Source organism: Amorphoplanes friuliensis DSM 7358, from assembly GCF_000494755.1.
Classification (GTDB): domain Bacteria; phylum Actinomycetota; class Actinomycetes; order Mycobacteriales; family Micromonosporaceae; genus Actinoplanes; species Actinoplanes friuliensis.
In genome coordinates, this window is sequence record NC_022657.1 from 1,322,999 (window position 1) to 1,349,522 (window position 26,524).

The 26,524-nt window shown below is 70.7% G+C and carries 27 protein-coding genes; 15 read left to right on the forward strand and 12 right to left on the reverse strand.

Going from position 1 to position 26,524, the window contains the following annotated elements; all coding sequences use genetic code 11:
• Positions 1 to 14: 14 nt before the first annotated feature.
• On the reverse strand, positions 15 to 2,132 hold the full coding sequence (locus AFR_RS06110) for an ATP-binding protein (RefSeq protein ID WP_023359027.1): 2,118 nt from the start codon (positions 2,130 to 2,132) through the stop codon (positions 15 to 17).
• A gap of 215 nt (positions 2,133 to 2,347) precedes the next feature.
• Here AFR_RS06110 and AFR_RS06115 point away from each other — a divergent pair, with 215 nt between their 5' ends.
• On the forward strand, positions 2,348 to 2,770 hold the full coding sequence (locus tag AFR_RS06115; protein ID WP_023359028.1) for a response regulator: 423 nt from the start codon (positions 2,348 to 2,350) through the stop codon (positions 2,768 to 2,770).
• A 328-nt stretch (positions 2,771 to 3,098) separates the two neighbouring features.
• Here AFR_RS06115 and AFR_RS06120 read toward each other — a convergent pair whose 3' ends face one another.
• Positions 3,099 to 3,548 carry a MarR family winged helix-turn-helix transcriptional regulator gene (locus AFR_RS06120; protein WP_023359029.1) on the reverse strand — a complete coding sequence of 150 codons (450 nt, stop codon included), beginning with the start codon at positions 3,546 to 3,548 and terminating at the stop codon, positions 3,099 to 3,101.
• A 91-nt stretch (positions 3,549 to 3,639) separates the two neighbouring features.
• Here AFR_RS06120 and AFR_RS06125 point away from each other — a divergent pair, with 91 nt between their 5' ends.
• Positions 3,640 to 4,362, forward strand: a complete 723-nt coding sequence (locus AFR_RS06125; protein ID WP_023359030.1) for an SDR family NAD(P)-dependent oxidoreductase — start codon at positions 3,640 to 3,642, stop codon at positions 4,360 to 4,362.
• 209 nt (positions 4,363 to 4,571) lie between these two features.
• Here AFR_RS06125 and AFR_RS06130 read toward each other — a convergent pair whose 3' ends face one another.
• The 3 genes from AFR_RS06130 to fxsA all read right to left on the reverse strand — a co-directional run bounded on the left by AFR_RS06130 (position 4,572) and on the right by fxsA (position 7,994).
• Complete coding sequence (locus tag AFR_RS06130; protein ID WP_084298337.1) at positions 4,572 to 6,239, reverse strand: putative bifunctional diguanylate cyclase/phosphodiesterase; 1,668 nt, start codon at positions 6,237 to 6,239, stop codon at positions 4,572 to 4,574.
• Positions 6,240 to 6,316: 77 nt separating this feature from the next.
• Positions 6,317 to 7,774, reverse strand: coding sequence for an aKG-HExxH-type peptide beta-hydroxylase (locus tag AFR_RS48335; protein ID WP_052359332.1), 1,458 nt, complete (start codon positions 7,772 to 7,774; stop codon positions 6,317 to 6,319).
• A gap of 7 nt (positions 7,775 to 7,781) precedes the next feature.
• Positions 7,782 to 7,994 carry an FxSxx-COOH cyclophane-containing RiPP peptide gene (gene fxsA / locus AFR_RS44485; protein WP_238547239.1) on the reverse strand — a complete coding sequence of 71 codons (213 nt, stop codon included), beginning with the start codon at positions 7,992 to 7,994 and terminating at the stop codon, positions 7,782 to 7,784.
• A 183-nt stretch (positions 7,995 to 8,177) separates the two neighbouring features.
• Between fxsA and AFR_RS06145 the strand changes: the two genes are divergently transcribed.
• Positions 8,178 to 8,390 (forward strand): hypothetical protein, encoded by a 213-nt coding sequence (locus AFR_RS06145; protein ID WP_148307880.1) that lies wholly within the window; start codon positions 8,178 to 8,180, stop codon positions 8,388 to 8,390.
• A gap of 52 nt (positions 8,391 to 8,442) precedes the next feature.
• Positions 8,443 to 8,775, forward strand: a complete 333-nt coding sequence (locus tag AFR_RS06150; RefSeq protein WP_023359035.1) for a hypothetical protein — start codon at positions 8,443 to 8,445, stop codon at positions 8,773 to 8,775.
• A gap of 39 nt (positions 8,776 to 8,814) precedes the next feature.
• On the opposite strand, the gene AFR_RS06155 is transcribed toward AFR_RS06150, so the two are convergent.
• A complete protein-coding gene (locus AFR_RS06155; protein WP_023359036.1) occupies positions 8,815 to 9,099 on the reverse strand; it encodes a DUF427 domain-containing protein in 285 nt (94 codons plus the stop codon).
• Between the two features lie 153 nt (positions 9,100 to 9,252).
• Between AFR_RS06155 and AFR_RS06160 the strand changes: the two genes are divergently transcribed.
• The 3 genes from AFR_RS06160 to AFR_RS06170 are packed head-to-tail and all read left to right on the forward strand — an operon-like array spanning position 9,253 to position 12,382.
• A complete protein-coding gene (locus tag AFR_RS06160) occupies positions 9,253 to 9,837 on the forward strand; it encodes a hypothetical protein (RefSeq protein WP_023359037.1) in 585 nt (194 codons plus the stop codon).
• On the forward strand, positions 9,834 to 10,901 hold the full coding sequence (locus AFR_RS06165) for a hypothetical protein (protein WP_023359038.1): 1,068 nt from the start codon (positions 9,834 to 9,836) through the stop codon (positions 10,899 to 10,901). The genes AFR_RS06160 and AFR_RS06165 overlap by 4 nt, the downstream gene beginning before the upstream one ends.
• On the forward strand, positions 10,898 to 12,382 hold the full coding sequence (locus tag AFR_RS06170; RefSeq protein ID WP_023359039.1) for a hypothetical protein: 1,485 nt from the start codon (positions 10,898 to 10,900) through the stop codon (positions 12,380 to 12,382). Before AFR_RS06165 ends, AFR_RS06170 begins: the two co-directional genes overlap by 4 nt.
• On the opposite strand, the gene AFR_RS06175 is transcribed toward AFR_RS06170, so the two are convergent.
• The 3 genes from AFR_RS06175 to AFR_RS06185 all read right to left on the reverse strand — a co-directional run bounded on the left by AFR_RS06175 (position 12,359) and on the right by AFR_RS06185 (position 15,819).
• The gene (locus AFR_RS06175) at positions 12,359 to 14,167 is read right to left on the reverse strand and encodes a SpoIIE family protein phosphatase (RefSeq protein WP_023359040.1); all 1,809 of its coding nucleotides are present in this window, start codon (positions 14,165 to 14,167) and stop codon (positions 12,359 to 12,361) included. The genes AFR_RS06170 and AFR_RS06175 overlap by 24 nt on opposite strands.
• Positions 14,168 to 14,246: 79 nt before the next feature.
• A complete protein-coding gene (locus AFR_RS43385) occupies positions 14,247 to 14,900 on the reverse strand; it encodes an SRPBCC family protein (RefSeq protein WP_023359041.1) in 654 nt (217 codons plus the stop codon).
• A 61-nt stretch (positions 14,901 to 14,961) separates the two neighbouring features.
• A complete protein-coding gene (locus AFR_RS06185) occupies positions 14,962 to 15,819 on the reverse strand; it encodes a bifunctional DNA primase/polymerase (protein WP_023359042.1) in 858 nt (285 codons plus the stop codon).
• A 65-nt stretch (positions 15,820 to 15,884) separates the two neighbouring features.
• Here AFR_RS06185 and AFR_RS06190 point away from each other — a divergent pair, with 65 nt between their 5' ends.
• Both AFR_RS06190 and AFR_RS06195 read left to right on the forward strand, forming a co-directional pair.
• On the forward strand, positions 15,885 to 16,400 hold the full coding sequence (locus tag AFR_RS06190) for a hypothetical protein (protein WP_023359043.1): 516 nt from the start codon (positions 15,885 to 15,887) through the stop codon (positions 16,398 to 16,400).
• Positions 16,401 to 16,485: 85 nt separating this feature from the next.
• Positions 16,486 to 17,334, forward strand: coding sequence for a DUF4352 domain-containing protein (locus AFR_RS06195; RefSeq protein WP_023359044.1), 849 nt, complete (start codon positions 16,486 to 16,488; stop codon positions 17,332 to 17,334).
• On the opposite strand, the gene AFR_RS06200 is transcribed toward AFR_RS06195, so the two are convergent.
• Positions 17,327 to 18,334 carry a beta family protein gene (locus AFR_RS06200; RefSeq protein ID WP_023359045.1) on the reverse strand — a complete coding sequence of 336 codons (1,008 nt, stop codon included), beginning with the start codon at positions 18,332 to 18,334 and terminating at the stop codon, positions 17,327 to 17,329. The genes AFR_RS06195 and AFR_RS06200 overlap by 8 nt on opposite strands.
• A 103-nt stretch (positions 18,335 to 18,437) precedes the next feature.
• On the opposite strand from AFR_RS06200, the gene AFR_RS06205 reads away from it, so the two are divergent.
• From AFR_RS06205 to AFR_RS06220, 4 genes are read left to right on the forward strand one after another with little or no spacing between them, the layout of a single operon-like run.
• On the forward strand, positions 18,438 to 19,745 hold the full coding sequence (locus tag AFR_RS06205; protein WP_148307881.1) for an AAA family ATPase: 1,308 nt from the start codon (positions 18,438 to 18,440) through the stop codon (positions 19,743 to 19,745).
• Between the two features lie 24 nt (positions 19,746 to 19,769).
• A complete protein-coding gene (locus tag AFR_RS06210; RefSeq protein WP_041840645.1) occupies positions 19,770 to 20,219 on the forward strand; it encodes a hypothetical protein in 450 nt (149 codons plus the stop codon).
• The gene (locus tag AFR_RS45875) at positions 20,216 to 21,445 is read left to right on the forward strand and encodes a hypothetical protein (RefSeq protein ID WP_148307882.1); all 1,230 of its coding nucleotides are present in this window, start codon (positions 20,216 to 20,218) and stop codon (positions 21,443 to 21,445) included. Before AFR_RS06210 ends, AFR_RS45875 begins: the two co-directional genes overlap by 4 nt.
• Positions 21,442 to 22,548 (forward strand): S8 family serine peptidase, encoded by a 1,107-nt coding sequence (locus AFR_RS06220; RefSeq protein ID WP_041840646.1) that lies wholly within the window; start codon positions 21,442 to 21,444, stop codon positions 22,546 to 22,548. Before AFR_RS45875 ends, AFR_RS06220 begins: the two co-directional genes overlap by 4 nt.
• Here the strand turns inward: AFR_RS06220 and AFR_RS06225 are convergent.
• On the reverse strand, positions 22,517 to 23,734 hold the full coding sequence (locus AFR_RS06225) for a hypothetical protein (RefSeq protein ID WP_023359050.1): 1,218 nt from the start codon (positions 23,732 to 23,734) through the stop codon (positions 22,517 to 22,519). The two genes, AFR_RS06220 and AFR_RS06225, sit on opposite strands and share 32 nt — an antisense overlap.
• Before the next feature lie 346 nt (positions 23,735 to 24,080).
• Here AFR_RS06225 and AFR_RS06230 point away from each other — a divergent pair, with 346 nt between their 5' ends.
• Entirely contained in the window at positions 24,081 to 24,749 is a 669-nt protein-coding gene (locus tag AFR_RS06230; protein WP_041840647.1) for a hypothetical protein, read from the forward strand.
• A 53-nt stretch (positions 24,750 to 24,802) separates the two neighbouring features.
• Here AFR_RS06230 and AFR_RS06235 read toward each other — a convergent pair whose 3' ends face one another.
• Complete coding sequence (locus AFR_RS06235) at positions 24,803 to 25,540, reverse strand: TetR/AcrR family transcriptional regulator (protein WP_023359052.1); 738 nt, start codon at positions 25,538 to 25,540, stop codon at positions 24,803 to 24,805.
• A gap of 69 nt (positions 25,541 to 25,609) precedes the next feature.
• Between AFR_RS06235 and AFR_RS06240 the strand changes: the two genes are divergently transcribed.
• Positions 25,610 to 26,521 (forward strand): daunorubicin resistance protein DrrA family ABC transporter ATP-binding protein, encoded by a 912-nt coding sequence (locus AFR_RS06240; protein ID WP_023359053.1) that lies wholly within the window; start codon positions 25,610 to 25,612, stop codon positions 26,519 to 26,521.
• Positions 26,522 to 26,524 lie beyond the last annotated feature (3 nt).

The window sequence follows — 26,524 nt, forward strand, 5'->3', positions numbered from 1 at the left end:
GGTCTCCAAGATGATCAGCGGGATGACGGGGACGTCGCCTGCAGGGGCAGACGGACCTGCACGGTGGTGCCGCCGGTCTCGCGTCCCGTCAGGGTGATGGTGCCGCCGTGCAGTTCGACGATGGTGCGGGCCAGGCTCAGACCGAGACCGCTGCCGGTGGTGCCCTGGTGGCGGACGTTGCTGCCGCGGTAGAGACGGTCGAACAGGTGCTCACGTTCGGTGTCGAGGACACCGATGCCACCGTCGGTGATCACCAGCTCGGCCGTGGTGTCGTCGGCGGACAGGCGGACGTGGATGTCGCCGCCGCCCGGGCTGTACTTCACCGCGTTCGAGAGCAGGTCGTCGACGACCTGGCGGAACCGGCCGGCGTCGGCCTCCACCGTGAGCCGGTCCGGCAGCTCGGCGATCAGGGTCAGGCCGTTCGCGGACGCCGCCGGCCGGGCCGCGGTCATCGCCTCGGTGATCACTTCCACGAGGTCGACCGGCGCGATCGTGAGACCGATGTGCCCGGCCTCGAGTCCGGCCAGGTCCAGCAGCTTGCCGACGATGTCCTGCAGCAGAATCGTGTTGCGGTGGATTGCCGCCAGCATGTGCTGCGTCTCGGGCTCGAAACTCTCCGCTTCCTCACGGAGCATCCCGGCGGTCGCGGCGATCGTCGTCAGAGGCGTCCGCATCTCGTGCCCGACCAGCGCGATGAAGTCGTCCTTGGCCCGGTCGAGTTCCTGGGCCAGCGCGGCGGCGCGGCGCAGAGCCACAAAAACACCGAACTGTGCGGCCACGCCGTCAAGCAGCACGGTGAGCAGGTCCTCATGGTGCTCGGGCGCGTCGGAATAGCAGGTCAGCACGCCGAGCATCGTGTCGCCGTCACGAACCGGTACGGACAGCACGGTGCGGAACCCCAGGCGCAGGCAGGCCTCGATGCGGGGGTGGGGTTCCGCCGCCGCCTCACTGGTGATGTCGTGGATCCAGACCGGTCTGCCCGTGGCCCAGGTCCGGCCCGTGACACCGACGCCCTTGGTCACGGCGCGGCGGCTGAGTTTCCCGGCCTTGAGACCGGGCTCGCTCCAGTGCCCGATCGAGCGCAGGCTGTCGGTCGCCTCGTCGATCAACCACATTTCCGCGTACGGCCAGCGCAGTGTTGTGGCTACAACCCGGAGAACGCCGAAGGCCGCCTGCTCCGGTGAGTCGGAGGCAGCCAGGATGTGCGCCACGGCGAGGTGGCACTGCCGGAAATGCTCGGCGCGACGCATGGCGGTGACCTCGTGCGCCGCCGCCACGGCGCCCAGCCGGCGGCCTCCCGCACCGATGATCGGCTGTGCGTTGGTCGCGAACGTGCGGAGCCGATGCCCCGGAGCCTGGACGAGCACCTCGCTGTCCCGCACGTGCTCACCGCGCAGGGCGCGCATCAGCGGTGTCTGCTGCCAGCTCATCGGCGTCATGTCGGAGTGGACCAGGGTGGTCTCCGCCCGTTCGGCGTAGTCCTCCGGCACGCGGTCGCCGGGCAGCGACTGCACATCACGCAGCGCCCGGTTGACCAGCACGATCTTCCCCGCTTCGTCGCAGGCGATCACCCCCACGGCCAGGCTGTCGAGGATCGCGGCGAGAAAGCGGTCGTTGTCCTCCGCCGCATCCGCGGCGGCCGTGGGTGCCGTGGGGGCAATGCTCGCGAGCACCTCCGGGCTCAGGATCCGCGCCAGCTCGGACAACAGCGACGTCTGTCCGGCCGACCATCGTCTGTTCTCGGTGTCGAGCACCGCCAGGCAGCCGACCGGCCGATTCCCGTGATCCTTCAGCGGTACGCCGGCAAAGGCACTCACCCCGAAACGGGCAGCCGGTGAAACTCCGGTCGAACGGACACAACCATTCGCACCGAGAACATATTTTCCCATCGAGGTCGCCAGCGGAATGGTTTCCCGACCGGCCAGTGCGCCGGCCGGGTCGTAAGTGCCGTAAAGGTATTCCTGACTCTCGCCGACCAATGACACCAGCGCGATCGGGGCTGCGAGCGAACGGGCGGCGACCGCGGCGACCGAGTCCAGCAGCACCGGAAGAGCGGCCAGCGCAGGGCGCAGGTCTGCCACCGCCGCCAGCCGCGACGGGTCCCGCAGCAACGCCTCATCAACCGTCAGCATCCGATACCGTCATCTCCAGGCGCGGGACGCTCGCGGGCCGCGAGCGGGGCCCCGCATGCCCTGAATCATCAATCTGGAACGTCTTGTCACCCATCGGTGGTGATCCCCGTTACTGCATTCCGCAGGATGCAGCAAAATGGCCTGGTCCTGAGTGATTCAGATTCTTTTCCCGGGGTAAGCCGCGCGATTCGAGCCGGAGTTGCGGGGGCTTTTCCATGGCAGCTGTTCTGATCGCCGAGGACGACGAAGAAATCGCCTTCATCCTCACCAGAGTGCTGAAACGTGCGGGGCACGTCGTGCACCACGCACCAGACGGCGTGGCCGCGCTGGCCCTCGCCTCCCAGATACGGCCGCAGGTGGTGCTGACCGACCTCGGGATGCCTCGCATGGACGGTCTCGAGCTGAGCCGGTCAGTCCGGGAGCACCCGGACCTGCGCGACACACCTATCGCGATCCTGACCGGGTCGCTGCTGCCCGAGGACCCGCGCGCTGTCGCGGCTGCGCCCTGTGCCGTCCTGCTCAAGCCCTGCGCCAACGACGACCTGAGGCTGGCCGTCCAGCAGCTGGCCGAGCTCGGCCCGCACGACCACAGCACGGCCTCGTCGGCGTGCCCGTTCCGGCTCGCCGCCCTGCCCTGAGCTAGCCCTTCACTCCGTCGCCCTGGAGCCAGTGCTGGGGCAGGCCGGCGAGGGCTGAGCTCGCTGCCCTGCGCTGAGCTCGCTGCCCTGCCCTGCGCTGAGCTCGCTGCCCTGCACTGCCCTGCGCTGAGCTCGCTGCCCTGCCCTGCGCTGAGCTCGCTGCCCTGCACTGCCCTGCGCTGAGCTCGCTGCCCTGCCCTGCGCTGAGCTCGCTGCCGTGAGCTCGCTGCCCTGGGCTCGCTGCCCTGGGCTCGCCCTTCACTGAGCTCGCTGCCCTGAGCTCGCTGCCCTGGGCTCGCGGCCCTGGGCTCGCGGGCCCTAGGCGAGCTCAGGCTGATTGTGGCTGGTGGTTGCTCAGGAGCTTGCCGAGCAGGGTCTGCAGCTGACGGCGTTCCGCGGGGTCGAGGCCGGCGAGGAGCTCGTCCTGGACGGCGTCGGCGTGCTGTTGCAGGTCGTCGAGGTGAGCGCGGCCCGTGTCGGTGAGCGTGACGATGTTGCGGCGCCGGTCGGCGGGGTCGGCCTGACGCTCGACCTGCTCGTTGCCCTCGAGGCGGTTCAGGATGCCATTGACGTCGTTGCGGTCGAGGCCCAGCCGGCGGCCGATCTCGGCCTGGCTGAGCGGGCCGTACTCCTCCAGCGCGGCGAGGACGGCGAAGTCGGCGCGGGCACCCAGTGGCATGCGGGGGGCGGTCAGCCGTGCGCCGAGGGTCGACACCTTGCTGGTCTGCCAGCTGACCAGGGCGCGGAGCCGGGCCGGGGGTCGCACGGTGTGATCCATGAGACCACTCTAAACGTTGGACAGGCCAACGTTCGCCCGGCTACGTTGGCGATACCAATGTTGGTTACACCAACGTATGAGGAGTGCAGTCATGACAGATCTGTCCGGTCGCCGTGTCCTGGTCCCCGGCGGTACCGGTGCCGTCGGCGAAGGTGTTGTCCGCAGGTACCTCGCCGCCGGCGCGGACGTGGTCGTCCCCACCCGTACGCAGCAGCGCGCGGACGAGTTCCGGCACGTGCTGGGCGACGCGGCCACCGACCGGCTGCACCTGGTGGTGCACGACTACACGACGTTCGCCGGTGCCGAGGACTTGGCCGAGCAGATGGTGTCCCGGCTCGGCGGCATCGACGACGTGGTCGCGCCCATCGGCGGCTGGTGGGCCGGCAAGCGCCTCTGGGAGATCAGCAGCACGGACTGGCAGAGCGCCTTCACCGGACTCGCCACCGCACACATGGCCGTGCTGCGGGCCGTCCTGCCGCGACTGGGTGCCCGGGGCGCGTACACGGTGATCGTCGGAGGTTCGGCGTCCTGGCCCGTACCGGGAAGTGGTCTGGTGAGCATGGAGCAGGCCGCCGTGCTGATGATGCAGCGGGTTGTCACCGCCGAGCTCGGCGGTGAGAAGCGGGTCTTCGCGCTGGTGCTCGGGCCGGTGCGGACCCGCACCGCCGACTCCGGCGACCCGGAGCACGTGACCGCCGAGCAGGTCGGTGCGGTCGCGGTCGCCGCCTCGGCCGCCTCGACGGTGGCCGGACAGGAGATCCCCGTCGGCGACCGGACCGAGGCCGAAAAAGCCCTGGCCCTGCTGGCCGGCTAGGACCTGGCCGTGCTGGCCGATGGGGCAGAAAGCCGTGGCCCTGCTGGCCGGCTAGGCCCCGGCCGCGCTGGCCGACCGGGCGGAAAGCCGTGGCCGTGCTGGCCGGCTAGGCCCTGGCCGGCCGCGGCGAGAAGGCCCTGGCCGGCCGCGGCGAGAAGGCCTTGGCCGGCCGCGGCGAAAGGCCTGGCCGGGCGTGAAGGTCGTGCCGGTCAGGCCGAGAGTGCGGACTGGCGGTCGAGGAGGTCGGTGAGTTCGCCGGCCGGCATCGGGCGGGCGAAGTGGTAACCCTGGGCCTGGGCGCATTCGAGCTCGCGCAGCCGGCTGGCCTGCCCGGCGTCCTCGACACCCTCGGCGACCGGAGCGAGGTTGAACGTGCGGGCGATCTGGAGTACGGCCTCGGCGACCGAGGCGCCGCTGCTTTCCTGCATGGCCTGGACGAACGACTTGTCGATTTTGACGACGTCGACCGGCAGGGTGCCGAGGTGGCTCAGGGACGAGAAGCCTGTGCCGAAGTCGTCGAGCGCGATCCGGACGCCGAGGGTCTTGAGGGCGCCCAGGATCCGGGCCGATTCGACCAGGTCGACGAGGGCGACCGACTCGGTCAGCTCGAGGACGAGCTGGGCGGGCGGGAGGCCGGTGCTCTCCAGCACTGCGCGGACCTCGTCGATCAGGTCGGGGTTGCCGAGCTGGCTGGCGGAGAGGTTCACGTTGAGTTCGAAGCCGGGTTCCTGCCGCTGCCATTCGGCGGCTTGGCGGCAGGCTTCGGAGAGCACCCAGCCGCCGAGCCGCGGCAGCAGGCCCAGGGCCTCGGCCATTTCCAGGAAGGCGGCGGGTGGCAGGAGGCCACGCTCGGGGTGGTTCCAGCGGACCAGGGCTTCGACGCCGACCGTCCGCTCGCCGTCGAGGTCGACGATGGGCTGGTAGTGCACCTCGAACTCGCCGGCGTCGAGCGCCCGGCGCAGGTCGGATTCTTCCCGGCGGCGCTTCTCGGCCTCGGCGAACTGCGCCGGGTCGAAGCGGCGGGCGACACCTTTGCCGTCGGCCTTGGCCTGGTAGAGCGCCAGGTCGGCCTCGCGGATCACGTCGTCGACAGCCATGCCGCTGCCGCGGGTGATGGCGATGCCGGCGCTGGCCGGGATGGTCAGGACGGTGTCGCCGATGACCAGCGGCTGGGAGAGGTCGCGGAGGATGCGGTTGGCGACGGTGTCGGCGATCTGGTCGTCGACGAGCCGTGGCAGCAGCACCACGAACTCGTCGCCGCCGAGGCGGGACACGGTGTCGTTGGTGCGGACGTTCGCGGTCAGGCGCTCGGCCGCCGTGCGCAGCAGCTCGTCGCCGGTGGCGTGGCCGTAGGTGTCGTTGACCTCCTTGAACCCGTCCAGGTCGAAGAGGATCACGGCGGTCATCGTGTCGTCGGCGTCCGCGAGGGCGTCGGTGGCGTGGTCCATGAAGAGCTTGCGGTTGCCGAGCTCGGTGAGCGGGTCGCGGAAAGCCTGCCGGGCCAGCTGGGCGCGCTGCCGGGTGAGGTCCCGCACGAGGCCCTCGTTGGTGCGCGCGCCGAGGAACTGGCGGATCAGGATGATCGCGGCGACGGCGATGATGAGCCAGGTCAGCTCGGGGCTGATGGTGTCGTTCCGGCCGAACCAGAAGCCGGCCATGATGACGGCCGAGGCGACGGGTGCGTACTGCAGCAGCGGCCAGCGTCCGGCCAGCAGGATCACTCCGACGCCGAGGAAGAACACCGTGGCGATGCCGATGATCAGGCCGGGCACTCCCGCGTCGCCGCGGACGACGTCGTCGAACATCGCGGGCCAGGCGAGCAGCAGCAGCGACGTGAAAATCATGGTGTCGTCGACACCACGACGGATCCGATCCATGGTTTTGCCGGTCCGACCCATGACTCACCTCCAACAGGTGGCCAGATCGGTTCCGGACGCCCGGACCTGAGGCGAACTCAGGAAGAAACCCAGGCCGCGAACGTGATCGGGTCGGTCTCCGGGTCGTCCAGCGCCTGATAGGCGGCGGCCACGACCTCCGGCGCGCCGCCCAGGGCCAGACCGGCCCAGGCTGCGTGATCCCGCGGATCCGCGATCACCCTTTCCCGGTACGCCCGGACGGCCGCTTCCTCGTCACCACGCAGGTACGCAAGATCACCCGCAGACCCGTCCACGACCTCGCCCCGCAGCAGCGCGTGGGTCAGATCCAGCCGCGCACTCGCCTCCAGCGCCCGCCGCGGGGCCCGTCGCAGCTCGGAGGTGACCCGCGGCGGGGGAGCGCCACGCCGCCACGCCTCGGCCAGCGCGCGGGCGTCGGCGGGCTCGACGTGCCTGTTCCGCAGCCGCCAGCGCACGTGGTGGTCGGTGTTGGCGCCGGCGGCGAGCCGGGCCACCGCGGGGTCCACGGGTTCGTCCAGCCAGGGGCGGACCTCGGCGTGCAGGGAGGCTACGAAGCGGGTGCCCGCCGGCGTGAGCCCGCCGCGCCGCAGCAGGTCGTCGGTCGCGTCCGCCACGGCCGAACGCCAGCGGGCGTACTCGAACGCCGCCATCGGGTCACCGGGCCTCGCCCGCCAGAAACGGGTGACGCCGAGGTAGGCGTACGCGCCGTGCAGGATCCCGGAGACCGGCCGGGGATCGTCGCGCCAGGGTGAATAACCGAGGGCGTCCGGCTCCCGGTGCAGGTCGAAGAGGTAGTGCACGGCGTTCAGGAGGCTGTGCTGTGTCTCGTGCAACAGTCCGACGGCCAGTGCGGCGGCGTCGGCGGGCTCGGACATCGCGACCGCACCGAAGGCGTCGGCCGAGGTGGCGCTGATGCCGCGGGCCGACGGGTCGGGGCGTACGGGCACGATGCAGTCGAGCACCTGGGCGAGCACCTCGGCCTGCGGGCGCACGACGCGCGTCAGCAGCTGCCAGGCGTCGGTGAACAACTCCTGCCAGCGTGCCGCCTCCGCATCGGTCAGCGGGTCGGCGGGGGTCAGGCCCAGTTGGGCGCGCAGGGGGTGGCGGTCCTCGAGGCGTACCGAGATGGTCAGGCCGTCGTGGTCCGCGACCAGGCGGCGGGGGACGGGGCCGGCCGGTGGCGCGGCGAGGTCCTCCAGGTATCCCACACCTGCTTCTTCGGGCAGCTTTCCGGCCCGCAGTGCCGTGAGGCAGCGTGCGGCCCAGACGCCGGTCAGCGGCCGGGCGATCGCCGCCCGCACGCGGTCCCGGTCGTCGCGCTCCGCAGCCACCAGGAGTGACCACGACGCGCCCGGAGCGGCCGCCCGGATCTCCCGCAGCAGCAGCAGGTGACGGCTGAACTGGGCCCGCCGCAGCTCGGCCACCGTCTCGGCGTCGGGGCGGCCGGCCCCCAGGGCGGCGAAGGCCGGGTCGCTGAGCCGGTGCGGGCGCACAGCGGCGGTCCGGGATCGGGTCATCCGCAGGTCAGAGAGCCGAGTTGAAGCCGGCGATCGGTTCACCCGGCCGGGCCAGATCGTCCGCGAGCCGGCGCAGGCTTTGCGCCAGGGCCGAGTCGTCCGCCGGGTCCGGTGCGGTGTCCGCCCCCAGTTCCGCGAGCGAGAGCCCGGAAACGTCGACCATGGCGGAACGCCACTCGGGTGTCGCACCGGTGGTGCTCGTCCCCCCGTCCACGGACACCTACTCTCAGTACATGTCGGCGATCTTTGCCGACCGGCAACGATCAATGTATTGCCGCAACATTACGGCTGTCGCCGGGTCGGGTGATGTCCGGGAGTTGCCCGGTGGCGGGCTCGCCGGGGTTGACGTGGCGTGATCTCATAGGACGCCAACACAGCAAAAGTCGGCAACGGAGGACAAACTGTGCTGGGACGGAATGTGGAGGACGCGGAGGACAAGGTGCGTGACGAGGTCGACGAGGCGGTCCCGGAGACTGCCGACACCGAGACCGGGCCCGAGCGGCCCGAGCCGGTGATGCCCTCGCCGCCGTTCCCCACGTTCCAGAGCCGCCCGACGCTGCCGCACCAGGTGCCGGGAGTGGGCTTCGAGAGCGGACGGGACAGTCGTGCCCGCTGACGACTCCAGGCCCCGGCTACCGCGCCGGGGACCCGCACCACCGGTCGACCGGATGGACAACGCCGAGCTGGCGCGGCTGGTCGAGGCCGAACACCCGTACCGGGGGAAGGCGCTCTTCGAGCTGTCGGACCGGATCGCGGCGGACGACGACGCGGCGACCAAGGTGGCGATGCTCAGCCGCTTGACGTCACTGCGGACCGCACGGCTCTTCGACCGGGTCTCGCTGGCGTGGTCGGCGATCATCGCGTTGCTGGCGGCGGAGACGCCGCACTCGCGGTCCTCGGCCTACGAGGCGTTCTACGCGCTCGGGCCGGAGGAGCAGAAGGACATGCTGGACTACCTGGAAGTGCCGGTCATCGAGGATGCGCACCCGAGGATCGGGTAGGCGGCGCGGACCCTGACGAGCCCGCGCCGGCGATGACCATCAGACCTCGACCTTGACGCCCTTCCAGAAGGCGACCCGGTCGCGGACGGCCTTGGCGTCGGGCTTGGGCTCGGGGTAATACCAGATGGCGTCCTCGTTGACCTGCCCACCGGACTCGATCGAGTAGTAGGACGCCTTGCCCTTCCACGGGCAGATGGAGTGTGTGTCCGACGGACGCAGCAACTCCTCCCGCACCGACGAACGCGGGAAGTAGGTGTTGCCCTCGACTACCACGGTGTCGTCGCTCTCGGCGATGATCTCGTCGTTCCAGATGGCCTTCGGCATACCCCGAACGTAGCGCGCCGTCCGGGCACTGTCCGATACGCGCGGTTTATTCGCCTCCCGTGGGTGAAACGTGCCGGGTCGTCCGCACATTGCCTGCGTCCTGTACGAAGATCTAGAGTCGATCAGCCACGATCCCCCCACGGAAGCGGCCCCATGATCCGCCTGAGCACGCTGCCGAGCACCCGCGAGCAGGCCCGTCGTGCCCTGCTGCTGATCGGTGCGCCCGCGCCCGCACGGCTGGTCGTCGACGTCCACGGCGCCCTTTTCGACGGCGACCTGTCGATCCCCGCGCTGGCCGCGTTGCTGCGCGACGAGGAGCGGGAGTTCGCCGGGGACGCTCAGGCCGCGTACACGATCTGCCCGGCCCTGCAGCCGGACCTGACGGCGGCCCGCGGCCTGATCACGCTCTCGACCTGGCCGGTGGCCGGCCGGATCACCGCGCCGGCGACCGACACCCTCGCCGCGGTCGTCCGGACAGCGGAATTTGTCGCCATGCGCGAGACGGCCGGCCCGGCCGCCGCGGCGTTGCTGCGCCGGCTCGCCGAGGACGTGCCCGGCGGTCCCGAGGCCTACGCGGTGCACAATCCGGTGGCTCTGGCCGACGCCGCCCGGACCGCTCTCGCGGAGACGGCCGGTGTGCCGTTGCCGCCGGGGATCGCCGACCGCTGGGCCGGCCTGGAGAGGCGTCAGCAGCTCTTCGGTGTGCTCGGTGTGCCGCAGCAGCGGGGCCGCCGGTGAGCGCCGCACTCGACCGGCTGCGCGGAGGCACCCCGCCCAAGCGTCACAACGCCCGGACCATCGCCGCCCTCACCGCCAACCCCGGCTGCACGCGCCGGGCGGTGCTCGACGCGGCCGGTGTCGACAAGCCGAAGCTCTCGCAGCAGATCGGCTTCCCCGGCAACTTCGGGCAGTCCCGGTTCGCCCTGGCCCGGGGCAACGGCTTCGAGGCCATGCTCAAGGCCGACAACTGCGAGCTGCTGCTGGCTGCCCTCGCGGAGTGCCTGCAGCTCGAGCCGGCCGGGGTGACCTACGACGATCTCGGTGAGGACGCCGACGACACGCTCGCCGCCCGGCACGGCCGCACTCGCAAGCTGCTGGCCGCCGAAGCCGCCGGCGCCGCGCTCATCGACCATCCGCTGCTCACCCTCGACGTGGCCGGCCAGCGGGTCTTCCTCGAACCGGACCTGATCGCGTTCCAGGTCGAGGGGCGGCTGCACGTCGTCGAGATCAAGTCGTTCGCGATCGTCGACGGTCAGGCCGACAGCGCCAAGGTCTCCGCCGCCGCCGTGCAGGCCGCCGTCTACGTGCTCGCCCTGCGCCGCCTGCTGGAGGAGCTGGGCCACGACCCCGCCCTGGTCAGCCACGACGTGGTGCTCGTCTGCACCTCGAACTTCTCGCTGCAGCCGACCGCCGTGGTGCTCGACGTCCGCAAACAGCTCTCCACGCTCAAACGGCAGCTCACCCGGCTCGCGTCGGTGTCGTCGCTGGCCGCCGCCCTGCCCGAGTCCGTCAGCTTCGACCTCGCCCTGCCGCCGGCCGAGCTGATCACGGCGCTCGGCCGGATCGAGGCCCGCTACGCGCCCGAATGCCTGTCGGCCTGTGAACTGTCCGTCTACTGCCGCCACGAGGCGTCCGGCAGCACCGCGGCCCTCGGCCGGCCGGTCCGCGACGCGCTCGGCGGCGTCGACACCATCACCGACGCGCTCGCGCTCGCCGCCGGCACCCTCACCCCGACCGAGGAACAGGCCGAGGCCGCCGCGGTGCTCCAGGCCGCGGCCCGCCTGCGCGCCGAGATCCTATGAGTACGCTCACCGCCCTCGCCCGTGCACAGGCGTTCGTCGAGGGCCGGGCCCAGCGGACCGCGACCGTACGCCACCTGCACGTCCACTCCCGCCCGCTGGTGCTCGTCCCGCTGGTGATGGCCGGTGAGGCGAACGCGCCCCTGGCGGCGATGGTCGGCAGCGACGCGGACGAGCCCCGGCTGCTGGTCGTCGCGCAGCCCCGCAACCGGGACCACCGCTTCGCCTTCGCCGCCGAGCTGGCGGACGTGCTCGTGCCGTACGTGGACAGCTTCGCGGAGCTGACTGAGGCCGTGGCCGTCGACCGGGGACGGGACGTGCGGTACCGCTCGGCCGACGCACCGCAGCTGTGGGTGCCGAACACCGGAGGCGTCGACTTCCTCAAGCTGTTCGGTCGATCGACCCGTTTCCGCAGCATCGACGGCGAGTACGCGGTACCGCCGTCGGTGCCCCTGCTCGGCCGCTGGCTGACGTTCTTCGCCGGGACTGCGGAGGTCGCCGGGTCGTCGCTGCTGCTCAACGCCGTACAGGCCCTGGGTCTGCACTGGGCGACCGGGCAGAGCAGCGCGGAGGACGCCCAGCTCGCGGCCCTGCTGGGCTGGATCTCGCCCCCGCCCGGCCGGACCGGCGCCGAGGCGGCGCTGGCCGCCGAGAACCCCGCGGTGTGGCCACCGGCCGGACCCGCCACCGATCCGTCCTTCGACAACCACGTGCTCGCGCCGCTGATGTCGACGGCCGATCCGGACGTCGAGGCGCTGACCGAGGTGCTGCGCGCCCAGCTGCTCCCCACCTGGGAGCTGATGTGGCGCACCCTCGACCTGCTGCGTGAGCTGCCGGCCGGCTCCCGGGTGGCCGGTCGCTGGGACAGCGACCGGGACACCTTCTCGGGCTTCGTGCAGCACCTGGCCGACGGTGGCCCGCCCCAGCCCCGGCGCGACGGCGCGGTCGCGGCAGCCGCCCGCCTGAGCCGCCTGGAGAACGCCGCCACCCGCTACGCCGTCCAGCGCGCCTTCGACGACCCGCTCGTGATGGCCGAATACCGCCTGACCGGTGCAGCCTTCGTCGGCGACGTGACCCTGGCCAAGGCCGACCGGATCGACGACAGCGGCAAACGCCCGGTGCTGCGCCCGCGCATCATGGTCGTCACCTCCGAGCCCGTACGCGTCGAGAAGGGCGCCACGCTCACCTCACCCGTCCGCCCCGGTCAGAAAGCCCTGGTCATCTCGGTGACCGCGGTCGACGACACCAAGACCGAGGTGCTGCTGGAGCTCTCCGGCGGGATGGGCCGCAAGCTGATCGCCGAGCCCGGCAGCGTGCCCGAGGCGGGGGAGCGGCTGCTGTTCACCACGCTGAGCGAGGCGTACCGGCCGGGTGGGGCTTTCCCGGAGCCGGACCAGACCCCGTGGACGCACGGCGGCCCGCCGGTGCCGGATCAACGCAGCCCGGAGAACAGTGCTGTGTCAGCCGACGCGGATCAGCAGTAGCGCGATGTCGTCCGCACGGCGGGCGGCGGCGTCGAGCAGACGCGCACACAACTCCTCACCGGGCAGGGCGGCGTTGCCGTGCAGGGCCGCCTCGATCGTGGCGATGCCGTCGTCGAGCATCCGCCCCGGCGTCTCCACCAGGCCGTCCGTGTAGAGCACGAGCGTCGACCCGGCCGGCACCCGGCGGTGATGGGTGGACCGCTCGTTGCGCAGGGCCAGACCCAGCAACGGCTCCGGCCGGACCCACCAGATCTCGACCGTGCCGTCCGGGAGCAGCAGCAGCGGCGGTGGGTGGCCGGCATTCGAGAACGCCACCGTGTAGTCGTCGCCGTCGCGGCTCATCCGCGCCAGGATCGCGGTCGCCGAAGCGGGAACCCGCAGGCCGCGCACCGCACGGTCCAGCTGCGTCAGGAGCGGGCCCGGCTCGTCCTCACGGCCGTAGGCGTCACCGCGGACGAGGTTGCGGAGCTGTCCCATCGTGGCCGCGGCCTCGATGTCGTGCCCGGAGACGTCCCCGACGGCCAGCATGACCGAACCGTCCGGCTGGGCGAACGCGTCGTACCAGTCGCCGCCGACGGCCGCACCGTCCTGGGCGGGCAGGTAACGGGCGTGCAGCTCGACACCCGGGATCGTCGGCAGCTCGGTCAGCATGCTCTGCTGCAGCACCTCGGCCACGTGCCGCTGCTGGCGGTAGAGGCGGCTGTTGTCGAGGGCCAGCCCGGCCCGCCGGCCGATGTCGGTGCCGGTGCGCTCGTCGGCGTCACCGAAAGGCGGCCGGGACGGGCCGTTGACCAGCGTGATCGAGCCGAGCACCCGGTGATTCACCGGCGCGGTGATCGGCGCGACCACGAACGACGCGTACCCGAGGCGGGCCGCGAGGTCGGCCATCTCCGGGTTCGAGGTGCGGTCGAGGATGTTCGCGGGTGTCTCACCGTCGCGGCGGATGGCCATGCCGGTGCGCTGCACGGCCAGCACGATCGACTTGGCGCCCAGACCGGTGGTCATCAGCTCGGCGAACCGGGTGACGTCCTCCGCCCGCGCGGGATCGTGGTGCGCGGCGGAGACCTGCCGCACCGAACCGTCGGGGTCGACCAGCGAGATCAGGCACCAGTCGGCGAGCCGCGGTGTGACGGCCGAACCGAGGCTGCTCAGCGCCTCGTCGATGTCGATGGTCGTGGCGAGCGTCTCCGTCAGCTCCGCCAGCATCGCCAGCTGGTCGTGCGCGTTCTCCGCGTGCCGGCGGGCCTCCTCGGCCAGCTCCCGCTCGATCCGGAGCCGCAGCTCGGACGAGCAGGCCTCGGCCAGGTCGTTCAGCGTCTCCAGCTCGGCGCGGGTCCAGGCGCGCGGCTTGGTGTCGATCGCGCACAGCGAGCCGAGTGTCCGGCCGTCGGCGTCGGTCAACGGCATGCCGGCGTACGCCACGACACCCAGCTCGGGGATGGCGAGGTTGTCACGCACCTGGGCGTAGATCCGGGCGTCGGGGAAGACCTTCGGCACACCCTCGACCACGACGTACTGGCAGAACGAGTGGGTCAGGGGTGTCTCGCGCTTGCCGCTCCACGGCTCGGCCAGGCCGACCTGACCCGGGAAGAACTGCCGCTCGTCGTCGACCAGGGAGACCAGCGCCACCGGCACGTCCAGCAGCCGCTTGACCAGGCTCGCGAAGCGGTCGAAGGCAGCGTCGGGCTCGGCGCCCACGCAGACGCGCTGGAGGGACTGCAGACGTGCGGGATCGGCGAGACTGCCCGCTTTCCCCCCGGCAACCGCCTCGGCGTCTTCCGCCATGCCCCCTCCAACAACAGTTGCCCCCCGGCAGACCGAAGAGCCAGGTTACCCGCCTCCGGGCGGGTCGGCAGCAGGGAGATCAGGCGACGGTGACCACGGCCTCCCGCGCCAGAGCAGCCCAGCGCTGGGTCCAGTCGTCCCGGACCTCGGCGAACGCGTCGTCCCCCAGCCCGAAGGTCGAGACGACAACCTCGATGCGACCGGCCTCGGGACTGTCGAGAGGCTCGTGCCCGGAAACCAGCACCAGCTGCCCGTCGGCGGTCATGACCTGCGCTGTCCTGGTGCCGAGCGGCAGTGCCTCACCATCGGCCAGCGCCAGCACTCCGCGACCCCTCGCCGACCCGGTCAGGTGAACCGTGCGGCGCAGGCCCTCCGGCCGCTCCTCCAGCAGGAAGCGCAACTGCGCGAGAAAAACACGCCACCCCTCCTCCATGGCATCGAACGCCACGGGGTCGGCGGCCGGATCGCCGATGCGCACAGCCCGGACCGTGCTGCGGTCGTCGTCGCCCGTCACCTCCAGGAAGGAACTGTCGGGCCAGCCCATTCGCTCGGGTGATGTCAGCGTCGCCTCGTCGACGAAGATCTGTTGAATCTCGTGGTCGAGACCGTCGTGGTCCCAGCCGAACCATTGCCGCAGCACAGGCGGCTGAGTCACGGCGTCCCACACCTCGTCGCGGCCCGCGGCCACGGGCTGCTCCACGTCGTACGGCTTGGGCTCGCTGTGCTCGGTCATACCGTCCATCCTGGTCTTCCCGGCCGGATCACGCCACGCTGCTTACCCCGGACGGATCACCTCACGCCACGTTGCGGCGGCCGGGGTCCAGCGGCTGGCGCTCGCCGGCGCTCAGACCCGAGCGGATCGTGCGGATGGTCTCGGTGCGGCCGAGCCCGGCCCAGCGGGCGGCCGCGGTGAGCTCGCGGGTGACCGTCGCCGCGTCCAGCAGGCCCGACCCGACGAGCCGGCCGAGAGCGAACGCCGCCCGGTTGAGAGTGTCGTTGCGGGCGCCCACGGGTGCGTGCGCCACCCGGGCCGTCTCGGCCTCCAGGGCCACAGCCGCATAACGATCGGGGTGGACTATGACCGCCGGGCTGACCGGTCCCGCTGTCACGGAGGGTGCATCCGGGCCCGCGATCAGATTGCGCAGCAGGGCCGGCGCAGCGGGAGGATCACCGGGCCGGACCACCCAGTAGTAAGAGGTGCCGTGCGCGTGCCGCGACGGTGGCGCGATCACATAACCACCCGTGCCACGCCAGTCGAGCCCGGGCAGCAGATGCACCCTGTTGCCGTGCCCGAGCGGGGCGAACCAGAAGTGCCAGCCGCCACCACCCGTGCGGACCTGCGGACCTGGTGGCACCGCCCCGCCGAGCAGCTGCCGCAGGCCGTGCCACCCGCCGGGGGAGTCGACGTCGGCCACATCCATGACGATGCCGGTGCGCAGACCGACGTTGGCGTCGGGCCACCTCTCCCACCACAGCTCGATCCGGCGCGGGTCGGTGCTCGCCTCGGTCAGGCCGTGGCGCAGCCGTGGATGTTTCCCCGGGCGTGCACAATCCGGGCGTCCGCACGAGCACGAGCCGTCGGCCGCAGGCGTGTGCACCGGCAGGACGGGGATCCCGTGCCGGGCGTACGCAAGCGCGGATTCGAGCAGCATTGGCACAAGTGTACGAAGAAAACGCGGCTCCCGCAGCCCTTCGCCGTGCCCTATGCTGCCGGGCCATGTGGGACTGGGACGCCGAGCAGAGGCCGCCCCCGGCCGTGCTGCCCGGCGCCCGTGCAGTCCTCGGCGCCGTGCTGCTGCTGGGCCTGCTCGCCGCGGGAGCCGGGTTCCTCCTGCGGCCGTCCGGGTCGGCGCGACCGCCCAGCACGGACGGGCAGACGCTGCTGCGGGCCCGCGAACCCGTGACCCAGGACCTCACGATCGGCGCCGACCTGCTGCTGACCGGGGGCGGCGGCCCGGCCCGCGTACGCCTCGACGGCGTCGAGGTCGGCACCGGCAGATGTGCGCCGGTGAGCACGGCGACTGTCGTGGTGGACGTCACTGTTTCGGGGGCAGCTCCGGTCGTACCGTCCGCCTTCACGCTGACCACCGCGGAGGGTGAGCGGGTGCCCGGGTCGGCTTTCTGCTCGGCACCCTCCGCCTCGGTACGGATCGGGTTCGCGGCCACCTCGGTCCGGCTGCTCGGTTACACGCCGTACGGTGGCGAGCCGCTCGGCAGCTGGCGACTGCGCTGAGCGGGGTCCGCGGACCTGGCCGGTCCCGATTATGCTGCGCTCACTTTCCCCGCTGTCCCCTGTTTGCCCGAGGAGAACCACCCCCGTGACGAAGGAGCCGCACGGCGATCCTGTGCCTCCGGACGTGCCGCCGATCGAGAGTCTCGACAATTCGGTGCCGGACGACGACACCATGCCCGCCGCCCCGTTTTCCGCCCCGCCTTCTTCCGCCCCGCCTTCTTCGGCCCCGCCCTTTGGCCCCGCGCCTTTTTCCGCCGCGCCGGTCAAGCCCGTCCTGATCGGGCGGCGTCCCCGGGGCAAGCTGTCGAAAAAGCTGATCACGGCGTATTTTGCGGGCGGTCTTGCGCTGCTGCTGGCCGGCACGGTCGCGGTGTTCTACCTGGCGGTCCAGGTCTACGGCCAGACCGCGACGACCACGGCGCCCACTGCGCGCGGATCCGCGCCCGCGGTTCCGGTGCCGGCCGGGGGATCGGCGAGGGGTCGCACCCCCGCGCCGATCGAGCCGTCCGGTCCGCTGCGTGCCCGCTTCGGACCGGAACGCCTGAAGAACGGCGAGAAGTTCCTGGTCGTCGGCGAGGGTGACGCGAAGTTCGAGGTCACCGTCAAGGCCAAGAAGCTCCGCCGGTCGGCCTGCAGCCCGTACGCCGTCAAGCCCGAACTGGGCGGCTACCTGCCCGCCGAGTTGACCGTGAAGGTGCTCCAGGGAGAACCGGACGTCAGCGAGTACGACTTCCGCGTCCAGCAGGCCGACGGCTCGTGGCTGCCCTCGGTCGGTGGCAGCGCCTGCGAGAAGGGCTACGGCTCGTTCGTCCGCCGTCTGTCCGCCGGCCGCACCTACCGCAGCACCATCGTCTTCGACGTCCCGGACACCAAGGGCGACATCGTCTTCCAGTACCCCCTGATCGACATCATCGCCTCCTGGAACATCAGCTAGGCGCGATCGTCCGGAGCACGTGCGCGATGTGGTGCGACGTGCTCCAGGCGATCCAGCTCGCCGGACTGCCACCCCCGCGTGCACTGCGCGACTGACGGGCGATCTGGGCGTCACCCCAGGAGAAGCGCGCGCCGGTCGAGGGCCACTGTGGCGAGTCGACGAGGGTGCGGCACAGGTCGTGACACCGATCGTCGCTGCGCCCGCCGCGCCGTGCCCAGCGGTAGATCCACCAGTCGTGCTCGGCGGTGTAGCGCAGGGTCGGCAGCTGGCGGTGGTTGATGCCGTGACGGCGTACCGGTGAGGTGACGCCGTAATCCGCATAACCGACGCCGGGCTCGGACAGCCGGGCCCAGACCTGGGCGTCGAGCCGGCCGACGGCGACCGGCTCGTCGGTCGGGAGGTCGTCGAGGTTCGGCGGCATCGCGCCGGCTGCGACCGTGACCGACCGCCAGTCCTCGGCGCGCGCCCAGCGCAGGACGTTGCGGGCCCGCTCCTCGAAGCGGTCCGCGTGGGCGGCGCAGGCGGTCTCGGCCAGGTCGATCACCAGGTCGACCCGCTCGGCCTCCAGGCCCGCACCCGCGAGCATCCGGTCGGTCAGCTTGGTCGCGGCGGTCGCGTTCCGTGCGTCGAGATGCGGCTGAAGCCGCAGCACAGCCCGCATCAGGTGCATGCGAGCGGCCAGGCCGTGCTCCACCAGCCGGCGACGACTGTCGTACGCCCGCAGCACCGGCAGCATCGCCACACCGACGTCGGCCAACTCTTCGGCGAGGTCGAGTGGTGGCGAGGACAACGTGTCGGCGGGGTCGGCGATGGCACCCAGGTCGACCGCGATCGCGCCGGTCCGGGGCGGCATCTGGCGCACCAGCTGCGGCAACCGGTCGTCCGGGGCGAGCTCGATGATCGGCATCACCCGCTGGGCCAGGTCCGCGTCGAGGTGGTGCAGGGCGGCCAGTTCGCCGCGACGGGGCCGCAGAATCGGCCGGTAGACACCATCGGTCATTCACTCAAAGTAGCGTCAGATATCCGACGAGTAACAATGTGGACGGGTTTACTCACCCCTGGTGAAGATCCTGGACTCCGCCGTGACGGGATACGGTGCCCCGGTGACCCTGTCTCTCGAGACCCCCGGCAGCGCCGCCACCCGCGTCGTCGACGCGGTGCTGCGCGACCTGGCCACCACCGAGCACCGCGGCGTGGTGGTCGACTCCCCGCCCGGCGCCGGCAAGAGCACCCTGGTCGTCCGGGCCGCCGGTGTCCTCGCAGCCACCGGCGAGTCCCTGATGATCGTCGCGCAGACCAACGAACAGGTCGACGACCTCATCGCCCGCCTCGGCGTGGCCTCACCGACCCTGTCCGTGGGCCGCCTCTCCGCCGTCGACTACGCGGCCACCGACCGCGTCCGCTCCCACCCGTCCTGCCGCGTCGGCGCCAAGGTGGCCGAGCTCGGCGGCCCGCCCGTGACGATCGGCACCGCCGCGAAGTGGGCCACCGTCACCGAGGGCACCTGGCCGTGGGCGATCGTCGACGAGGCGTACCAGATGCGCTCCGACGCCCTGCTGCGCGTCGCCCCCCGCTTCGACCGGGCACTCTTCGTCGGCGACCCCGGCCAGCTCGACCCGTTCTCGACGGTCGAGGTCGACCGCTGGACCGGCCTCTCCTGGGACCCGATGCAGAGCGCCGTCGCCGTCCTGCTCCGCCACAACCCCCAACTCCCGGTCCACCGCCTGCCCGTCTCCTGGCGCCTCCCGGCCTCCGCGGCACCGGTGGTCGCGGCCGCCTTCTACCCCTTCACAGGCTTCCGATCCGGTACGGGGCCGGCCGACCGCAGTCTCGCCTTCACCTCGTCGGCAACCTCGGACCTCGACGCCGTCCTCGACGTGGCCGCGGCGACGGGCTGGGGCCTCCACGAACTCCCGGCCCGCTTCACAGTCCGCACGGACGCCGAAGCCGCCGCAGCCTGCGCCCTCATCGCAGCCCGAGCACTGTCCCGCGGCGCAGTCGCCGTCTCCGAAGCGGGCGAGGCACCCCTGACCGCCGACCGGATCGCCATCGGCGCCGCCCACCGCGACCAGGTCGCCGCCATCCGCGCCTTCCTCCCGGACCACGCCAAAGACATCACGGTCGACACCGCCAACCGCCTCCAAGGCCGCGAGTACGACCTCACCGTCGTCCTCCACCCCCTGTCCGGCCGCCGCGACGCCACCGCCTTCCACCTCGAATCCGGCCGGCTGTGCGTCCTGACCTCCCGCCACCGGCACGCCTGCGTGGTGGTCGCCCGGGCCGGCATCGCGGAACTGCTCGACGCCCACCCGTCAACCGAACCGGTCCACCTCGGAGTCCCGGTCAAATTCCCGGACGGCTGGGAAGCCAACCAGTCGATGCTCGCCCACCTCAGCCAGTCCCGCCCCTGACCGGTAAGCGCGGGACGACACACGGTGACCCACTTCGATACCCTGCTGACGGGTGCCGAAGCGGGAGGAACCATGAGCGACGGATCGATCAACGTGGAAACCGGCGGACTGTCGAAGTTCGCCGGAGACGTGGGTTTCTACGCCCAGGAAATCGACCCCCAGGACATAGACCGCTCCCGCCAAGCCTTCTCCGCCGGCGTCACCTTCGGCACCAATAACGCCAGCGTCGAGGTGCTTGCCCTGAAAGAGAAATACGCCGAGACCCTGACGAACTCCCTGACCAACCTGACCCGCTTCGTCGAAGCCGCGAAGATCCTCGCCGAGGCAGCCGAGCAGGCGGCCCGCGACTACCGGGCGGTGGACGACAGCTCGGAACGCAGCATCCACAACATCAACTACATGCTCACCACGGCAACGCAGCGAGCCCGCGCGACCCGCTTCCCCGACAGCCCGACCGCCGGGGAGGCGTCATGAGCGACGGCTTCTTCACACCGGGCGGCATGACACCGTGGCCCGCTTACAACACCCCCCGCATCTGGGCGATGGTCGCCAACGAGGACAACCCGGAGTCGTGGCAGCAGGTGGCCGCACTCAGCTCGATGGCCGGACTGATCCACGACCAGAAATCCCGCCTCGAAGCCTCAAAACAGAAGCTGATCGACGCCTGGCCGCCAGGCGACAGCAAAGCCGCCGCCGCGTTCGTTCGCATGATTGATTACGTCCTTCTCAACATGGAGGAGGATCGCAAGACCGCGGACAAGAACGCAGCTGCGCTGGGACGTGTTCTAGGAGAGCTGCAGCAGGCCAAGAAGGACATCGCCCCGCTGTACCAGTCCTACTTGGAGAAGAGTGACGACTGGGTTCCAGGATGGTGGGACAACGCCGAGGAAGAACTGGACGGCCAGGCGCGTGCTCGGATGCGCCAGGCCGAACAAGTTATCGCCAAGCCGGAAAACGCGATCACCCCGCCTGAGGTCTATGAGTTCGCACCGCGCAAGTTCGTCGACAGGCCGGTCGGAGGGTCGGATGAGACCGAAGGTGGCCGCGGAAGTGGAGTCAGCCGAGGTGGCACCGGGGTGGCCGACTTCCAGGTGCCTCACAACCCGCCACCAACGCTTCCAGGCTTCGCCGGGCCCGACGCACCTGGCAACGGATTCGGGTCCACCGACCAGCCGGCACCTCCTCCGGCCGGACCAGGTCTGGCCGGAGTGATCACACCACCTGTGACTTCGGGCTCCCCGGTGGCGCCGATTCAGCCGTCAGCGCCGGGCGGCCTACCCGCCAGCCAGCCTGGCCAGGGCCTGGTCATCGGTGGTGGGATAGGCGGCGGCTTCGCCGGAGGTTCGGCCGGGTCCGCCCGAGGCGGCTTCAGCCCGTTCGGGGTCGGGCCGCAGCGCGGTGGGGCGGGCGCGGTGCGCGGCGGCGGTGCATCAGCTACCAAACCTGCAACTCCCTCCTGGCTTCCGCCCCCGTCAGGACAGCCTGCGCGAGGCGGTGCTGCCACCGGCCGGCGCTCGAATTCTTCGCCGATGTTGCCTGCAACCGGTGCAAGGAGGCCCGATGAAGATCAGGAGGGCGGGATGACTTTTGATCCCGACAACCCGTGGGCGACAGCCGAGGGGGTCGCTCCGGTCATCGAGCCTTCCCGCAAAGTCCACCGCCACGATCCAGGTCCCGGTGTCATCGGGTGGCATGAGTGAGGTTACTCGAGGCCGGACGACGTGCTGCCGCCGCGACGATGGCGTTTCTCATCACCATCGCGGTGTGGCCGCCGCCCGCCCATGCCGATCAGGTTCGGAATGGGCAGTGGTATCTCGCTGACTTGAAGATCGCGCAAGCGCACCAGGTCACGAGGGGCGCCGGCGTCACCGTTGGTGTGATCGACAGCGGAGTATGGGCAGGTCACCCGGATCTGAAGAATGCCGTTATGCCCGGCTACGACGCTCTTGGAAAGGGAGATGCCCGCCAGGATCCCGATGGTCATGGGACGGGGATGGCGGGTGTCATCGCCGGCCGAGGCCGTTCCGGTGGCAAGGGCGTGCTCGGAATCGCACCGGAGGCGAAGATTCTCCCTACCGCCCCAGCGCTGGGGTCCTTGGCAGTGATCAAGTCCCTCGACTGGTCCGTCGAGCACGGTGCGAAGGTCATCAACATGTCCTTCCTTGTCCTCGAGGGTGACGGGCTGGCAGCAGCGATCCGGCGGGCGGCCGATGCTGACGTTGTCCTGGTCGCCGGCTCCGGCAACGACGAGGAGTCGGAGACCGAGGACTACGAGTACCCGGCCGCCTATCCCGAGGTCATCGCGGTGGGCGCTTCGGACCGGAACGGCAAAGTCGCGTCCTTCTCCCACCAGGGCCCGCACCTGGATCTCGTGGCTCCTGGCGCGGATGTAACGGTGGCCAACGGCTTCCCCGATGACGAATACGACCAGGTGGAAGGCACCAGTGTTTCCGCGGCGATCGTGTCCGGGGCGGCCGCGCTGATCAGGTCCGAGTATCCCGAGCTGTCCGCCGCCCAAGTCGTCGAAGCTCTCGAATCAACCGCCGTCGACAAGGGTCCCGCTGGTCGCGACGATGCCTATGGCAACGGTGAGCTGGACCTGATTGCTGCGCTCGATGCGGCAGGCAAGATGAAGCCGCAGCCGGTTGCGTCGGCGGCAGCTTCCAAGCCGCGGACCGTGCCTCGTTCCGGTTCGCACAGTGAAGACTCCGGCATTCCGGTTGCTCTGCTCGCTGGTGCGGGGGTTCTGGTTCTGGCTGGGCTGGTCGCGTTCATGGTGGTGAGGCGGCGAGCCAGGCTTTGATCTTGGGGTGGCAGGTGCTTTCGACTGCCTCCCACGGGGTGTTCAAAGCCTCCGGCGCAGCCTGCGAGGGAGTTTCGCTGCGGCGGACCACCCGGGTGAAGAAGTTCAGCAGTCTCCGCTCGCCGTAGGTGTCGGCGATGCAGCGCACCGCCAGGAATCCCATCGCGTAGAACCCGTAGCGGTCCCGCGGCTCGTCGGACCACTCGAGGTCCAGGCGACCGTCCCAGCCGGTCTGTTCGACGTGCCACCGGGCGTCGGGGAGCAGCTCGTAGGACGACGCCGGGCGGTCGGCGTACGCGATGTGTTCGGCGAGGCCTTCGACCGCCCAGTCGTCGTGGTGGTCGAGGGTGCCGAGGAGGGTGGCGATGTGGCCGAGTTCGTGGCGGAGGAGGTTTTCGTCGCCGAAGTCCGCGCCGAAGCCTGAGGCGTCGACCACGGCGAACGCGCTCGCCTCGCTGGTTCTGTCGACGAAGGCGGCCGCGTCGCGGTCGGTTCCGACCGTCTGGTTCCATTCGCCTTCGCCGGCCAGGAACACGAAGTAGCGGCCGGGTTTCGGGTCCGTCAGGGCGTAGCGGTCGGCGACTTGGGCCGCGCGTTCCGCCGCCGGTAGCCACTCGGCCGGCGTCGTGCCCGCCAGGCCTTTCGGTGCTGCGACCACGACCCGTTTGCCGGTCGCGAATGCGAGCGCCTCGGTTTTCCACGGCACCGAGCCGGTGGTGTCGAACTGCGCAAACCCGGTCAGGACCGCACGGTCTCCGGTCACGGTCCATCTCGTACGGGCGGAGATCACATCACCCGTCGGAACGTACGTCTCGGGCGTACGGGGGCAGATCGGTGCGGCGAAGCAGATGCGGATCTGGACTTCGGCCTGCCACACCGCACCTTCCTCGACGTGGCGGGTGCGGGGGAGCCAGCCGGACACCTGCAAACCGCGGAGGTTCGCGTACAGGCGGTCCCATTCTTTGGACAGTGACGGGTCGATGCTGCTGAGCCATCCGGTCCTGTCGCCGCGCAGCAAGGCGGCGCCCTGGCGGTCGAGGGCCGCCCGGATCGTGGTTTCGGCGTTGTCGACGCGCGCCGCGGCGGATCGGCTGCGGCTGATGGTGGCGGCGAGGAGTCCACCGCAGAGCAGAGCCAACACCCCGAAGACCGCGACCCAGCGGTCGATGCGGGGCCGGTTGATCACAGCCGGGCACCTTACCAACCGCCTGACGCCGCAGCGAGACCTCGATCACTGTCGGTTGCTGTTCGCAGGACAGTCACCAGCTCGAAATATGGGAGGGCTTTACTGTCAAATAGAGGACTGATCCGCGATCCAGCATGCAACTTGCAGGGCGGTTCGCCGTGCAAGTTGCATGTTTCGCGGGTCGCGGACCTGCTGCTCCACTGTCGCGGCAACGGTTTGACCGTCCTGACGGTTTCATTCACGGATGTTTTTGAGATCGCGGGAGAATTGTCTTCCTGTCGATCTCCGTGAGTGGAACTCTTCTAGCCAGACGTAGCGCCAGCGACACGGACGGTGGTGGTACCGAATGCGCCCAGACGTTCTGGTCGGTCCTAGTGAGTGGGTGGTCGAACAGTTCGGCGACAAGGTTGCCGCTGAGCTCTGGACCCGAGTTCCCGAAGCGTTGAGCACCGCGATCGACCGCGAGGTCAACGCTCACCCCACTGCGACGACGACCACCGAACGAGTGCTCGCCAACCCGCGATGGCCCTTGCCGTACGAGGAGTTGGTCCTGTTTCTCGGCACTCTGCCCGGAGCCGAGATCATCAGTGTCCCCAAGTCGGTCTACCAACTTGTCGTCATCAACGGCCACGTTGTGGTGCCGTGGTGTTACGGCCAGTCGGCCGGCATGTCCATGAAGGATGCTGAGGTCGGCCGATCCTTCGGTCGTCTCGCCCGCGAGCTGCTGCGCCGCTTCGGTCCGCCGTGGCGTCGTTCGCAGGCCGAGGCTCCGCTCCCGCTCGACGCCGTCGACGAGCGTGAGGTCGCGAAGATCTGCGCCGCCATCGCGACGATCAGCCCACGGCCCGAGGTCGTGATCGCCGGGTTTGCCGGAGCACCCAACCTGGGTCTGCTCCGCGCCTGCCTCGGCGAGATCAAGTCGACGGACAACGGCTCGCTCAACTGGAGTCATCTCGACGATCTGCCCCTCCCGCCCCCGGTCATCCCGCGCCCCCGCCGCATGCAATTCCCTTAGCCTCAACAGCAGTTCGCCCGTCGCCTGTGCAGTGCAGGCGACGGTCGTCTGTGTCAGCCGTGAAATCCCTCCCGATCGACGAGCAGTGCCACGCCGTCGAGGATGGTCCCCAGTCCGAAGCCGAAATCGATGTCCTCGTCGTATTCGGTCGGGCCGTCCAGCAGTCCGCTGCTGAGCATCCGGGTCAGCGCCGGGTGGGTCTCGGGCGCTGTCACCGTCCGGATGATCGCGCCGTACTGACCGGCTGTCGACTCCGCCGGGTCCGGGTGGGCGAGGTCGTTGCTGAGCTGCGCCTCGCCGCGGACGTAACCGTGCAGCAGCTGGATGATCTGCAGCTTGCGTCCCTCGTGCAGGCCGGTGCCCGCGAGGTTCTGCAGCCCGGCCTCCATCCACCTGAGCTGTGACGGGCCTGCCGGTGGGCCGTTCACGGGCACCTGGAGCAGCCACGGGTGTCGCCGGAACGTCGCGAAGACCAGCCGCGCCCACTGCTCGATCGCCTCCCGCCAGTCGTCCGTCGCCGGCGGTGACGGCGGCGCCTCGTTGGCGGCGTCGGCCATGAGCAGCAGCAACTCGTCCTTGCTCTTCACGTAGCGGTACAGCGACATCGGCGTGAAGCCGAGCCGTTCCGCCACACGGCTCATCGACACGGCGCCGAGGCCGTCGGCGTCGGCGATGTCGATGGCCGCGCCGACCACCGCGTCGAGGGTCAACGCCGGTCGTGGCCCGCGCCGGTGGTGCTGCTTGCTGGTCCACAGGACCTGGAGCGAGGGCGGCAGGTGGGAGATGTCCATTGACCCCCATCCTAGAACTGTGTATAACCTAAACACAGCTATACGCCATACACAATAACGGGGGTGGCAATGGGCGTCCGGACCGAAGGTCTCTCCAAGGCGTACGGCGGCGTGACCGTCCTGCGCGGCATCGACCTGCAAGTGGCGCCCGGCAGCGTGTTCGCCCTGCTCGGGCCCAACGGCGCCGGCAAGACGACGCTGGTGCGCATCCTCACCACGCTGACCCGTCCCGACGCCGGCACCGCCACGGTCGCCGGTCACGACGTGCTCCGCGATCCGCGCGGGGTGGCCCGGGCGATCACCCTGACCGGGCAGTTCGCCGCGGTCGACGAGCTGCTCACCGGAGTGGAAAACCTCGTGATGCTCGGCCGGTTGCGCCGCCTGGGCCGCGCCGGCGCCCGGCGACGCGCTCACGAGCTGCTCGAGCAGTTCGATCTGACCGACGCCGGTGGTCGTCTGGCCAAGACCTACTCGGGTGGCATGCGGCGGCGTCTCGACCTGGCGATGAGTCTCGTCCGCCGCCCCGAGGTGCTCTTCCTGGACGAGCCGACCACGGGTCTCGACCCCCGCAGCCGCCAGACGACCTGGGCAGCCGTCCGCGCGCTCGCCGCCGAGGGTGTGACCGTCTTCCTCACCACGCAATATCTGGAGGAGGCCGACCAGCTCGCCGATCGGGTCGCCTTCCTCGACCGGGGCGCGATCATCGCGGACGGCACACCGCGGCGGCTGAAGGCCCAGCTCGCCGGTGAACGCGTCGAGCTGCATCTGCCCGCCGGGCAGCTCGGCCGCGCCGCCACCGTGCTCGGGTCCGGAGCGACCTCCGATGCCACCCGCGGCACGGTGACCGTGGGGACGAGCGGCAGCGCGGCGGAGGTTCGCGAGCTGCTCAACCTCCTGCACACCCACGACATCCCGGTCGACACGGTTGCCGTGCACCGCCCCACGCTCGACGACGTCTTCCTCACCGTGACGGGAGGGTGAGCC